Annotated in this window: 13 protein-coding genes; 6 read left to right on the top strand and 7 right to left on the bottom strand. The window is 31.0% G+C overall.

Features of this window, described 5'->3' with window-relative positions; genetic code table 11:
• Positions 1-291 precede the first annotated feature (291 nt).
• The 4 genes from AJN58_RS05895 to dnaK all read left to right on the top strand — a co-directional run bounded on the left by AJN58_RS05895 (position 292) and on the right by dnaK (position 4,893).
• Positions 292-1,473 carry a hypothetical protein gene (locus AJN58_RS05895; RefSeq protein ID WP_070233301.1) on the top strand — a complete coding sequence of 394 codons (1,182 nt, stop codon included), beginning with the start codon at positions 292-294 and terminating at the stop codon, positions 1,471-1,473.
• A 207-nt stretch (positions 1,474-1,680) separates the two neighbouring features.
• On the top strand, positions 1,681-2,472 hold the full coding sequence (locus AJN58_RS05890) for an HrcA family transcriptional regulator (RefSeq protein ID WP_070233302.1): 792 nt from the start codon (positions 1,681-1,683) through the stop codon (positions 2,470-2,472).
• Positions 2,469-2,999, top strand: a complete 531-nt coding sequence (gene grpE, locus AJN58_RS05885; RefSeq protein WP_070233303.1) for a nucleotide exchange factor GrpE — start codon at positions 2,469-2,471, stop codon at positions 2,997-2,999. Before AJN58_RS05890 ends, grpE begins: the two co-directional genes overlap by 4 nt.
• 22 nt (positions 3,000-3,021) lie before the next feature.
• A complete protein-coding gene (gene dnaK, locus AJN58_RS05880) occupies positions 3,022-4,893 on the top strand; it encodes a molecular chaperone DnaK (protein ID WP_002861408.1) in 1,872 nt (623 codons plus the stop codon).
• 57 nt (positions 4,894-4,950) lie between these two features.
• Here the strand turns inward: dnaK and AJN58_RS05875 are convergent, their stop codons facing one another.
• On the bottom strand, positions 4,951-5,733 hold the full coding sequence (locus tag AJN58_RS05875) for a flagellar basal body-associated FliL family protein (protein WP_410002398.1): 783 nt from the start codon (positions 5,731-5,733) through the stop codon (positions 4,951-4,953).
• A gap of 147 nt (positions 5,734-5,880) precedes the next feature.
• On the opposite strand from AJN58_RS05875, the gene AJN58_RS05870 reads away from it, so the two are divergent.
• On the top strand, positions 5,881-6,891 hold the full coding sequence (locus AJN58_RS05870) for an MBL fold metallo-hydrolase (protein WP_070233304.1): 1,011 nt from the start codon (positions 5,881-5,883) through the stop codon (positions 6,889-6,891).
• Positions 6,892-6,972: 81 nt separating this feature from the next.
• Complete coding sequence (locus AJN58_RS05865; protein WP_044794551.1) at positions 6,973-7,314, top strand: cupin domain-containing protein; 342 nt, start codon at positions 6,973-6,975, stop codon at positions 7,312-7,314.
• 21 nt (positions 7,315-7,335) lie between these two features.
• On the opposite strand, the gene AJN58_RS05860 is transcribed toward AJN58_RS05865, so the two are convergent.
• From AJN58_RS05860 to coaD, 6 genes are all read right to left on the bottom strand, one after another.
• The gene (locus AJN58_RS05860; protein WP_070233305.1) at positions 7,336-8,502 is read right to left on the bottom strand and encodes a pyridoxal phosphate-dependent aminotransferase; all 1,167 of its coding nucleotides are present in this window, start codon (positions 8,500-8,502) and stop codon (positions 7,336-7,338) included.
• 170 nt (positions 8,503-8,672) lie between these two features.
• Positions 8,673-9,311, bottom strand: coding sequence for a serine O-acetyltransferase (cysE, locus tag AJN58_RS05855; RefSeq protein WP_070233306.1), 639 nt, complete (start codon positions 9,309-9,311; stop codon positions 8,673-8,675).
• Positions 9,312-11,147, bottom strand: coding sequence for a biosynthetic arginine decarboxylase (gene speA, locus AJN58_RS05850; RefSeq protein WP_032595244.1), 1,836 nt, complete (start codon positions 11,145-11,147; stop codon positions 9,312-9,314). It lies immediately after the preceding gene.
• Positions 11,144-12,370 carry a histidine--tRNA ligase gene (gene hisS, locus AJN58_RS05845; protein ID WP_070233307.1) on the bottom strand — a complete coding sequence of 409 codons (1,227 nt, stop codon included), beginning with the start codon at positions 12,368-12,370 and terminating at the stop codon, positions 11,144-11,146. Before hisS ends, speA begins: the two co-directional genes overlap by 4 nt.
• Positions 12,367-12,945 carry a dTMP kinase gene (gene tmk, locus AJN58_RS05840; protein WP_070233308.1) on the bottom strand — a complete coding sequence of 193 codons (579 nt, stop codon included), beginning with the start codon at positions 12,943-12,945 and terminating at the stop codon, positions 12,367-12,369. The genes hisS and tmk overlap by 4 nt, the downstream gene beginning before the upstream one ends.
• Entirely contained in the window at positions 12,936-13,412 is a 477-nt protein-coding gene (gene coaD / locus AJN58_RS05835; protein ID WP_002852633.1) for a pantetheine-phosphate adenylyltransferase, read from the bottom strand. Before coaD ends, tmk begins: the two co-directional genes overlap by 10 nt.
• Positions 13,413-13,446 lie beyond the last annotated feature (34 nt).

Genomic DNA, 13,446 nt, shown 5'->3' with positions numbered 1-13,446 from the left:
TGATACTACGCCTTACTGGCAGGGGGAAAGTAGCTCATTGCGGACTTGTTAAATGTCTTCATTGCTTACTTTATATATAAATCCTATGTTTATTTTTATTGTTGTTTTAGATGGTGCTTAGAATCGTGTTTAAAAAAGAGTTTGTTGCTGGTTAAGGTTTTTAAGAGAATAGGGTGTTTTTAGGGGTTTGGAAAATAATAGAGGATAAAATTTAAAATTTTATAAGTTAAAATTAAATAAAATATATTAGCAATATTTTTGAAAAGATGTCGAAAATTTGAAGGCATCAAAATGGATTTTATAAAATTTCTTAATCATTTTCAACCCATATCTAAATCTTCTCAGCAAGCTAGTGTATACAAATCTTTTAAGTTGAATTTAAAACCAAATATTCTTAATGAAAAAGACGAAAATTCCTCTTCATTTCAAGAGCAAAAAACAGATGTAGCTCAAACTATGCTTCAAAGATTAGAAGATGAAAAAGTTTTCAATCAAAAGGTAAGTGATAAAGTAAAAAAAGCTGAAAGAGGTATGACTACTATATATTTTAGAGATCCTATTACAAATAAACTCGTTCGTAGTGCTTTAAGTTCAACAGCTATTAATAAAATGGGGATTGAATTTGACAAAGAAGATATGACTAAAAGACTTGATGGATCATATATATTAAGTGGAAAAGCTGAAAATTTCGTGTCTGGATGGTATGCTGATATAGCATATACTAGAGCTTATGTGGCTAGTGATAGAAATAATGATGGATATTTAGAAGATTATGAACTTGAAGATACGAAAAGTGGTTTTGTAGCACAGGAAACAAATTTAGGACTTTTTGTGCAATCTTATACACAATTAAATGGTAGCGTGGATACTCTATTTGGTTTTGAAAAAGATTTTAGAGAAATGCGCCCAGATGATACCAAGGATACAGATTATGCTGGTAGAACTATAGGTTTAGAGCTTGATAAAATGATAAGAAAAGATGGAGATTTTAATGGGAAGCTTAGTTTTAGCGAAACTGGCATGCAAGCAGTAAAAACCAAAGCTCCAAATTCTGGATGGACTGAAAGTGTAGGTATGTTAACTTTAACTAAATTTAATCAAACTAATACAATAGAAATTAAAGATATCTTGGATAAATTAGGTAAAGGTGTAAAATATGATGATTTAAGTGAAGATGAAAAATCTCTACTTAAAATGCAATTATCTGATAAAATTTTTGATGAAGTTGAAGATAAAGAAACTGGTAATAAAAAACTTGTTTTTAATCTGGATAAATTTAAAATTTTCTATGAAGGTTTTGTTGATTTATTCAAACAAAGAAGTGCAAAAATGCTAGGTTTAAAACCTGAAGATGCAACTAAACTTAATTATAACAATCTTAGTGAAATTGTCAACGAAATGAAGCAAACTTATTTTGATACAAATTCTACAAGTTATGGAAAAATAGCTGATTTAATTAAAATTTGGGCTTAGTTTTTATAATTATCTTGTAAAGTGTATTGTTATTTTTTATTTTGATATATTGTATTTTTATAAAAAATAACTAATAAAAGTTTAGTCATATAGACTAAATAAAATTAAGTATATTTTTTATATTTATACTTGACAAAATAACACTCAATGTTGTATAATACTTCTAGCAATCAAAAAATAGAGTGCTAAAAATTTAAGGAAAGAGCTATGAAAAGCCGAGATAAAAAGGATTTGATTTTAGATTCCATCATCCAAACTTATCTTTTAGATAATGCTCCTATTGGTTCAAATGAATTGAATTTAAATCTTTGCATCCCTGCTTCAACTATACGCGTTTATCTTAAAAGGCTTAGCGACGAGGGTTTGATCACTCAGCTTCATATAAGTAGTGGTAGAATTCCTACTATTTTGACAATGCAAAATTACTGGCAAAGTTTTTGGAAAAAAGAACAAGATCAAGATATCAATATCAAAAGTGAGAATTTTTTAAAAGAATTGAGCAAAGAATTTGAAATTTATTGTCTTGTTTATGGTGGTAGAAGCTTAGTACTTAAAGAAGTGCTTGATTTAAATGCTAAGTTTATAGTGCTTGATTTTAAAGAAGAAGAGCTCGTTTTAAAATATGAAAAAGAAGCATGGAATTTTTTACAAAGTCTTATAGGATTAGATCTTTTTAGTATAGAAAAAATAGCTTTGAGAGTTCATTTTATGGATCTTGTAGAAAAAATAGCTAGCTTAAGACAAAATTTGATTTGCTATAGAAGTAATGAAGAAAGAGCTTATCAAATTTATCAAAATGATGAATTTGTTAAGCTCTTAGATTGCGGAGTTCATCGTTATTTTAAAGAAAGTCTTGAATTTGAACCTTTATTTAAAGAAGGTTTTATGGGGCTTAAGGTGGATGCGCAGTTTTTGGGCGAAGATGTAAATATTATCTTAGCAGGTAGTGTTTATACGGATTATAAAAAAATATTACAATACATAAAGGAGGCGGCGTGAGCGAGCAAAAGCAAGAATTTGAAAACGAAAACGCAGAAAATTCTGAACATTTGCAAGATGAGAATTTGCAAAATATCGAAGATGTTGAGCAAAACAAATTGCAAAAAGACTATGATGAATTAAAAGACAAATTTATGCGTGCAAACGCTGAATTTGAAAATATTAAAAAAAGAATGGAAAAAGAAAAGCTAAGTGCTATGGCTTATGCAAATGAAAGCTTTGCAAAGGATTTGCTTGATGTTTTAGATGCTTTAGAAGCAGCTATCAATGTCGAATGCCATGATGAAATTAGCTTAAAAATCAAAGAAGGAGTGCAAAACACTTTAGATTTGTTTCTTAAAAAACTTGAAAAGCATGGAGTGGCTCTTATTAAAGAAGAAAAAGAGTTCGATCCAAATTTACATGAGGCAATGTTTCATGTAGATAGTGAAAATCATCAAAGTGGTGAAGTGGTTACCGTGCTTCAAAAAGGCTATAAAATAGCCGATCGCGTAATCCGCCCAACTAAAGTTAGTGTAGCAAAATAAATTTTAATAAAAAGGATAAAAAATGAGTAAAGTTATAGGTATAGATTTAGGAACAACCAATTCTTGTGTTGCTGTGTATGAACGTGGTGAGAGTAAAGTAATCCCAAATAAAGAAGGTAAAAATACAACTCCTTCTGTGGTAGCTTTTACAGATAAAGGCGAGGTTTTAGTAGGAGATAGTGCAAAACGCCAAGCGGTGACTAACCCTGAAAAAACTATTTATTCTATTAAAAGAATTATGGGTTTGATGATCAATGAAGACGCGGCCAAAGAAGCTAAAACAAGACTTCCTTATCATATCACTGAAAGAAATGGTGCTTGTGCGATTGAGATCGCAGGTAAAATTTATACTCCGCAAGAAATTTCAGCAAAAGTTTTAATGAAACTAAAAGAAGATGCTGAAGCTTTCTTAGGCGAGAGTGTTGTAGATGCGGTTATTACTGTGCCTGCATATTTTAACGATGCGCAAAGAAAAGCGACAAAAGAAGCAGGAACAATAGCAGGACTTAATGTATTAAGAATTATCAACGAGCCTACTTCAGCAGCTCTAGCTTATGGACTTGATAAAAAAGATAGTGAAAAAATCGTGGTTTATGATCTAGGTGGGGGAACTTTTGACGTTACCGTGCTTGAAACTGGCGATAATGTAGTAGAAGTTTTAGCAACGGGTGGTAATGCTTTCTTAGGTGGCGATGATTTTGATAATAAACTTATAGATTTTCTAGCTAATGAATTTAAAGATGAAACAGGCATAGATCTTAAAAATGATGTTATGGCTTTACAACGCTTGAAAGAAGCAGCGGAAAATGCTAAAAAAGAATTAAGCTCAGCTAATGAAACTGAAATTAATTTACCATTTATCACAGCAGATGCAAGTGGGCCAAAACATTTGGTTAAAAAACTTACTAGAGCTAAATTTGAAGGTATGATTGATTCTTTAGTGGCTGAAACCATCACTAAAATCAATGAAGTAGTAAGTGACGCAGGTCTTAAAAAAGATGAGATTAAAGAAATTGTTATGGTAGGGGGCTCTACTCGTGTTCCTTTAGTGCAAGAAGAAGTGAAAAAAGCCTTTAATAAAGATCTTAACAAGTCTGTAAATCCTGATGAAGTTGTGGCTATTGGTGCGGCGATTCAAGGTGCGGTTATAAAAGGTGATGTAAAAGATGTGCTTTTACTTGATGTTACTCCGCTCTCTTTGGGTATAGAAACTCTAGGCGGGGTAATGACTAAGATTATCGAAAAAGGTACAACTATTCCAACTAAAAAAGAGCAAGTTTTCTCAACCGCTGAAGATAATCAAAGTGCTGTAACTATCAATGTTTTACAAGGGGAAAGAGAATTTAGTCGTGATAATAAATCTTTAGGAAATTTTAATCTTGAAGGAATTCCACCAGCACCACGCGGTATGCCACAAATCGAAGTTACTTTTGATATCGATGCAAATGGTATTTTAACTGTTAGTGCAAAAGATAAAGCAACAGGTAAGGCTCAAGAGATCAAAATCACAGGTTCAAGCGGACTTAGCGAAGAAGAAATTAACAACATGGTAAAAGATGCTGAACTTCACAAAGAAGAAGATAAAAAACGCAAAGAAGCTGTAGATGCTAGAAATGCAGCTGATAGCTTGGCTCATCAAGTAGAAAAATCTTTAAGTGAGTTGGGTGAAAAAGTTGCCACTGCTGATAAAGAAAATATCCAAAAGGCTCTTGATGATTTGCGCGAGACCTTGAAAAATCAAAATGCAAGCAAAGAAGAGATTGAAAGCAAAATGAAAGCTTTAAGTGAAGTTTCTCATAAGTTAGCTGAAAATATGTATAAAAAAGATGAGCCAAATGCAGCGAACGATAAAAAGAAAAAAGATGACGATGTAATCGACGCTGAAGTTGAGTAATCTTTCAAAATCTTCATTCAAGCCTTTTTAAAAGGCTTGAAAATTTTTTAAAAATTTTTAGGAAATGACAAAATCTTTAAAATATAATCCTTTTATTAGCTTACTACCTAATTTTTCATTGATTTTTTTAAGCAATTCTCTTTGAAGTTCTAATTTAAAATCAGATAATTCATTTTCTTGTATTTCTTTTGCTAGAATGGTTTGAATAATGATATCTCTAATAACAGGCAAAATTCTTGTAAAATTTTCTGAAGAAATCTTACCTGTTAATTCCAAATCAATAGCACAATGTATATATTTTTGTCTGCCAGATTGTGATAGGTTAAGAGTAAAAGGTTCTAGGGAATAAAAATAGTTTGTATGAAAGCTATACGAAGAATTTTCTTGTCTTATATTTTTAGAAGATTTATTAAGTAAAAAGTAGGTGATAAAAACAATGCAAGATAAAATACATATAAATAAAAAAATAATCAATACTTCCAGTGGTTTTAGTATTTTTTTCTTGGTGTTTTTTTCTTTTGAAATAAAATTGAAATTATGTGGATTATTTTTAAAATTAACAATATTTTGTTTGAGCTTTGGCAAATCATAGCGAATAAGGTTTGTTACGATATTTAAATCCATAGCTTGACTATTATGAGCCGCAATATTTCTACTTTTTGAGAGTCTTTTCATATCTTCTTCGCGAAAAATTACCATAACTTCAGTATCTTCGCTATCTTGAATATTTTTTATTGTTTCTTTAATATTGATTAGGGACATGAAAATAGCTTTTTGTTTGGTTTCATTTTTTAAAGCTTGCACAAGTTCGCCTTTAGTTTGTTCAAATATAAAATCAATTTCTTGAATTATAATTCTCTTTTTGCATCATTTTACCTAGTATTTAATTTACTTATTTTAACACAAGCAAACTAAAAACTTAGCAATAAAATAAAATTAGTCTAAAAACTTTTTAGATATAATCTTGATAAACATAAAAGGAAAAATTTGAATTTATCATTTAAAACCTTTGATATTTCTAATGCGCAACGATCAAAAGCTAAAAAAGTGCAGGGTAGAAAATATGAATTTTTTCTTAATGAAAACGAGCAAAGTTTTATAACTCCTAAAGTGTCTTTTAAAGAAATTTTGAGGTATTATTATCTTTACCCAAAAAACGCCATTCCTTCTTTTAAATTGCCTTTTTTTAAGCCTGATTTGAGTGATTTTAGCACCTCGCATATTGCTTGGCTTGGACATTCTTCGCTTTTTATAAGTTTTAAAGAATATAAAATTTTGATTGATCCTATTTTTAACACTCATGCTTCGCCTATTTTTTTTATCAACAAGGCTTTTAAAAATGCTCCTGTTTATAATGTAAATGATTTTAATAAAATTTTTGCTGTGATTATCACGCATTCGCATTTTGATCATTTAGATGCTAAGAGTGTAAAAGCTTTAAAAGATAAGGCTAAAATTTTTATTACTCCTTTAAAAGTGGGAAATTATCTAAAAAGTTATGGGGTGAGTGAGAAAAAAATCATAGAGCTTGATTGGTGGAGTGGAATAGAATTTGATGATTTAAAAATCATTGCAACACCTGCACAACACAGTTCAAGTAGGGGAGATGGTAAAAACAAAACCCTTTGGGCTTCTTTTGTGATGGAATTTTTAAGTGTAGGTAAGAGAGTGTTTTTTAGTGCAGATGGAGGGTATTTTACACATTTTAAAAAAATAGGTGAGTATTTTGGAGGTTTTGACTTAGCTTGTCTTGAAAGTGGACAGTTTAATATCGCTTGGCCATATTCGCACTCTTTTCCTGAGCAAATTTTAAAAGAAGCAAAAGATCTTAATGCAAAAGCTGTCATGCCTATACATTGGGGGAGATTTTTAGCAGGAACTCACGCGTGGAATGAAGTAGTAAAATTTCTTTATAAAAATTTAGATTTACCCCTTATCACACCAAAAATGGGCGAGGCTTATGAAATAAGGGCTAAATTTAAACAGGATTTTTGGTGAAAAGAAGGATAAATTAACACAAGTTTATAATCTATATTTTGGTTTTTGCTATAGTTTTATAAAACTAAAAAAGGAGATTTTGTGAAAATTATTCAATGGAATAGGGCGGAATTTAGCCCAAAAGAAGTAAAAATCAATGTTTTAATTGACAATGAAAAAGGTAAAGAAATTCAAATTTTATTAGCTAAAGATAGTGTGATGAAAGAGCATAAAGCTCCTTTTGCTATACATATTCAAGTTTTAAGCGGTAAAATTTGGTTTGAAGTGGAAAAGGAAAAATTTGAATTAAATGCTTTAGATATGATAAGCCTAGAGGCAAATGTAGCGCATTCTTTAGGTGGATTAGAAAATTCTATAATAAGATTGAGTTTAAATAAATCAGATAGTATTCAAAGAGTAAATGCTGTGCTTAAAAAGCCTTAAGTAATTTTAAGGCTTTAGGGCTTAATAAGAAGCAATGAAATTTGCTATTCTTTCTAAACCTTTTTCGATGAGTTCATCGCTTGTGGCATAAGAAAGTCTAAAGTATCCATCCGTGCCAAAACCTATGCCTGGAACAACGGCAACTTTTTCTTGTTCAAGTAATTTTTGGCAAAATTTCATAGAATCTTTTTCTATTTTTTGTATATTTACAAAAAGATAAAAAGCACCTTCTGGTTTATAAACACTGATATTTGGGATTTGTTTAAGCATATCTAAAGCTAAGTTACGGCGTTTTTCAAAGGCTTGACGCATTTTTTCTATATCTTTATCACATTTTCCATTTAAAGCAGGAATGGCTGCATGTTGAGTAATGGAGCAAATATTTGAAGTGCTTTGTCCTTGAAGTCTTTTAACAGCTGAAATTAGGGCTTTATTTTTGCTTGCCATATAGCCAAAACGCCATCCTGGCATAGCTCCACATTTACTAAGTCCGTTAATGGTCACAGTGCGTTTTAAAGCGTCTTCGCTTACACTTGCAAAAGCTACAAAATCAAAACCATCATAGCGAAGTTTTTCATACATTTCATCACTTAAAACAGTAATTTGCGTTCCTTCTAGAATTTTAGCAATTTGAGTTAATTCTTCTTTAGAATAAATCGATCCCACAGGATTTGAAGGAGAATTTAGCATTAAAACCTTGGTTTTAGCTGTGATAGCTTTTTTTAATTGTTCAGCGGTAATTTTAAAGCCATTTTCTTCTAAGCCTTCTATAAATACAGGTTTTCCACCTGCAAATTTTACCATTTCAGGATAGCTTACCCAGTAAGGACTAGGGATAATGACTTCATCATCTTTTTCTACTAAACATTCTATACATTCAAAAAGAGAGTGTTTTGCGCCTACATTGGTGATAATTTCGCTTGTTTCATAATCAAGATTATTATCTTTTTTAAATTTGATTTGAATAGCTTTTAATACTTCAGGAATTCCCGCAACAGCAGTGTATTTTCCACATCCTTTTTCAATAGCACTTATAGCGGCATTTTTGATGGTTTGCGGTGTGTCAAAATCAGGTTCGCCTGCTGAAAAACTAATGATATCCTCGCCTTTAGCTTTAAGTTCATTGGCAAGTGCGGTGATAGCTAAAGTGATAGATTCTTCTAAAACTTGAGATCTTTTTGTAAGCATTTTTCAATCCTTAATAATTTTTGTTTAATTTTAGCAGAAAATTGCATTTTTGTAATAAATTTAATTTAAAAATGAGTTATAAAATTCAATAAATGTGAAAATTTGTATTAATTTTTAGGAAAAATTAATACGCATAATAATACATATAATTTTATGTATTATAAAAATTATTATTTTTGTGATTCAGGTCGTTTTAATATAAGATTTTCAAGTTCTAAAATTTTATTTTCTAGCTTTTCTAATTTATCATCGCAATTTGCATCTATGGCTCTAATGTTTTTATTTTTACGCTCTTCGATAATATAAGCAGGAATTCCAACGGCAGTTAAATTTGCACCTACATCTTTAACCACTACAGCATTTGAGCCTATTTTGGCATTTTCTCCTATGGTGATATTGCCAAGTATTTTTGCGCCTGAACCTATGATCACTCCTTTTTTTATGGTTGGATGACGTTTAGTGCCTTTTTCAAGACTTGTTCCGCCTAAAGTAACGCCTTGATAAATCAAAACATCATCTTCTATGATTGCTGTTTGGCCTATAACCACTCCATTGGCATGATCTATAAAAACACGCCTTCCAAGTTCTGCACCAGGGTGTAAATCTACTCCAGTTAAAAATTGGGAAATTCCGCTAATCATTCTAGCAATGCGTTTAAAATTTCTTATGTAAAAAAAATGTGCAAAGCGGTAATTTACTACAGCCCATACTCCAGGGTAATTAAAAAAAAGTTCTATAGAAGAATTAAAAGCTGGATCTTGCACCTTTGGTTGAGAAAAATCTTCTTTTATAATACCCCAAAAATTCATCTAAACTCCTATGCTTTTTAAATAACCATTATCATTTAAGAAAAGATAAAGTTCACCTAAAATATGCTTTTTTTGCTTGTCATTGACAAGCTTAGAATTACTTATGCGTTCATTAAGTATATCCATGATAGCGTGTATATCATAGTCTAAATCTTCTAAGGCATCAAGTATGGATTGTGCTTCTATAATCCCCTCAACTTCATAGCCTTTTTCATTGATACTTATAATAGCTTCAGTGGGATGAGTAAAAAGATTGTGTTTCATTCCAAGTACTTCTTGATAGGCACCTACAAGAAAAAACCCTAGAAAATAATTTTCTTTTTCTACATCTACATCGTGTAAAAATAAAGGTTTATCTTTAGAATATGAAATTTCTCCATCGCTATCGCAGGTTATATCCCAAATACTTGCACTTCGAGTCGGTTCTTCATCTAAGCGATCAAGGGGCATGATGGGGAAATTCTGTTCTAAGCCCCAAAAATCGGGTATGCTTTGAAAGAGTGAAAAATTTACCAAATACCTTTCTTGCACTTCATCTTGTATGGCAAGTAAATCCGCAGGATTTTGTTTATCGCCTAAAAGCAAGATGGCTTTTTTCGTAATCAAATGAGTTAAAATTTCAGCATTGGAACGATCTTGTAAATCCACATAGCCCAAATCAAAAAGAGTTAGAATACTCTCTAAATGATCTATGCTATCGTGCAAGTATTCTAAAGCATTGGAAGGTTTTATGCTTTTATAAAGATCATAAAGCTCATCGATAAGTTTTGGATTTTGTTTTTTAAGTATGAGTTTGTTTTCTGCGTATTCTTGAGAAAAAAGTTCTAATACAGGAGCGATTAAAACAGCATGATTGGCTGCTACAAAACGTCCGCTTTCTATGAAAATATCAGGCTCTAAATCTTTTTTTTGTTCAGCTATATTTTTTAGGATAAAAACTACATCGTTAGCGTATTCCCTTAAGGTATAATTTCTACTTTTTTCATTTTTAAATTGTGAGTATTCCACAGCTAAACCGCCACCAAGATTGATAGCTTTTAGATTTTTAGCTCCCATTTTTCTAAGTTCTGTGTAAATATTTCCTGCTTCGTTTAAGGCTTTTTTTAAAGGATGAATTTCGGTAATTTGTGAGCCTAGATGAAAGTGAATCATGGTAAATTGTTCTAAAAGTTTGTTTTCTTTGAGTAAATTTACTGCTTCTATGAGTTCAGTGGATGTAAGTCCAAATTTAGAATTAATCCCACCGCTTTTTGCCCAAATTCCAACTCCAGCAGAATGCAAACGCACACGTAAGCCTATATTTGGTTTGGGTTTAAAGCGTTCTTTGGCTATGTCTATGATAGCTTCAAGTTCATTAAGTCCTTCTATGGTTAAAGTGATATTATGTCCCATTTCAGCTGCGATAAAGCCTATATTGATAAGTTCTCTATCTTTAAAGCCATTTACTGTAATAGGTGCACCTTCATTATTATAAGCCATAGCGAGTAAAAGCTCTGCTTTAGAACCTGCTTCAAGTCCGTAGTTATAGTCTTTTCCAAGCTTTACAAGATTTTTTACAAAACCAGGGTATTGATTTACCTTTAAAGGATAAACAGCGTTAAATCCTCCTTTATAGCCAAATTCTTTTCTTGCTTTATTGAAATTTCCGTAAATATTTTCAATTTGTTTTTGAATAAGATGAGGAAATCTTAAAAGTAAAGGTCCCTTGTATCCATCATCTCTTAATTCTTTAACTATATCAATAATAGCAGGTTTTTTCTCATGATTGATACAAACTTTACCATTTTTGATAATGAAATTTTCATTTCCCCAAATATCAATACCATAATCCATTATAAAACCTTCTTTAAGTCTGAAATTTTAATCATTTTTTCTTCTTTTTTTGCTAAATTTTTATAAAACAAACTTTCATTTTGTGCTTCATTTTCTCCCATACAAAGAAAAATTTCAGCATTATTTTTATCCGCGTTTTCAAGATGTTTAGCTAGTTTTCTTGCTTCATAGCTTAAAAGCACTTTATGTTCTTTTCTTAAATTTGTAGCGATATGCAAAAGTTTTTGGATATAAATTTCATCCATAGCACAAAGATAAATTCCTTCTCTTTGAACCTTTTCTTCTTTTTGTTCTAAAATAGCTATAATTCTTTCTATACCCATGGCAAAACCTACACCAAAACCACTTTTTCCATCAAGGTATTCAATAAGTCTATCATATCTTCCGCCCCCAGCAATAGCAGCTTTTGCACCAATTTCATCGCTAATGAATTCAAAAGCCGTTTTAGAGTAGTAATCAAGCCCTCTAACAAGTTTAGAATCCACTTCAAAATCCACTCCGTTTTCTTTTAAAACGCTTTGTAAAATTTCAAAGTCTTTTTGGCAAGATGAGCATAAATTTTGATTTAAAAGCGGAACATCATTAAGTAAGCTTTGACAATGCTCATTTTTACAGTCTAAAACACGAATGGGATTTAAGTTTTTTCTACGCAAACAATCCTCGCAAAAACCTTTTTTGCTATCTAAAAAATGTATCAAATTTTCACGATATTTTGGCATACATTCTAAACAACCTAAAGAGTTAATCAGTAGTCTAAATTTAATATCTAAGCGTGAAAAAATTTCTACTAACATTAAAATAATACTTGCATCTTCATAAACGCTTGCGTTTCCAAAACTTTCAACGCCAAATTGATGAAATTCTCTTAAGCGTCCCTTTTGGGGTCTTTCATAGCGGAACATGGAACCATGATAAAACCATCTTTTCACACTAGTGTTTTTATCGAGTTTTTTTTCTATATAGGCACGCACCACCCCAGCAGTTCCTTCAGGACGCATGCAAACATGATTTTCGCCTTTATCGATAAATTCATACATTTCTTTGCCTACTATATCAGAACTTTCTCCTACGCTTCTTTTAAAAAGGGTGCAAAGTTCTAAATGCGGTGTGTTGATAAAAGTAAAGCTATAGTTTTTAGCTACTTCTTCACAGATTTTAATCACTTTTTCATAGTAATATGCATCTTTATCTAATAAATCTTTCATTCCTTTTAAAGCGTTAATCATTGTAAAAATTCCTTTATTTGTTGGTGTAATTTTTCTTTACTTTCTTTTGCGTCAAGTGTTAAAATTTCTATAGAAATTTTTTCTTTTAAAAAATAAAGCACTTTTTCGAGTTTATCTTGTATGCTTAAAAAATACTCAATGCCACGTTTTTCTATGCTATCTAGTTCTTTTTGACTGAGACGTTCTTGGATAAGGTTTACATCTCCTTTTAAAAAGATAATTTTTTGTGGAAAAAAATTTTCTAAAGCAAAACTATTTAAAGCAAAAAGCAAATCGTTTTCAAAATCTTTGGCATAAGCCATGCCTGAAATAAAACTTCTATCGCTAATAATGAGTTTGTTTTGATTGGTTTTTAAGATTTCTTCAAAATGTTGAGCACGATCAGCTAAAAAAAGCAAGAGTTCAGCTCTTTTGCTAATAGGATGAGTTTTATTAAGTAAAATTTCTCTTAAATGTTTTCCAAGTTCTGTTCCGCCAGGTTCGAGTGTGAAAATGGCGTCTTTATAAATTTCTTTTAAAAGTGAAATTTGCGTACTTTTTCCTACGCAGTCAATACCTTCAAAAACTACATACAAGATTGATCCTTTAAAAAAGGTAGAATTTCTTTTGGAACAAGAGAACTTACATCACCCCCATGTGCTACTATAGAGCGAACAATAGAACTTGAAATAAAAGCATGTTTTAGACTTGGCATAAGATAAATGGTTTCCATATCTTCCCAAAGTGCGTGATTTGCATAGCCAATTTGCAATTCGTATTCAAAATCACTCACCGCTCTAAGTCCACGGATTATAGTATTAACTTTTAATTCTTTGGCTAAATCTACAAGTAAATTATCAAAAGCAATGATTTTAACATTTTTTAAATTTTGTGTTGCAAGCAGGGCTAGTTCTTTGCGTTTTTCTAAATCATAGCAAGGTTTTTTATGTTCACTTTTTGCTATGGCAACGATGACTTCATCAAAAATTTTTAAAGCTCGTTTGATAACATCCAAATGTCCGTTGGTAATAGGATCAAAAGTCCCAGGATATAAACAAGTCATTTTTGCTCCAATTTTTTTTAAAAATATAACAAAT

Origin of the sequence: Campylobacter sp. BCW_4321 (assembly GCF_001763075.1) — a bacterium.
Lineage (GTDB): Bacteria > Campylobacterota > Campylobacteria > Campylobacterales > Campylobacteraceae > Campylobacter_D > Campylobacter_D jejuni.
Note: the sequence above shows the minus strand (reverse complement) of the source record. Positions and strands in the feature narration are given on the sequence as shown.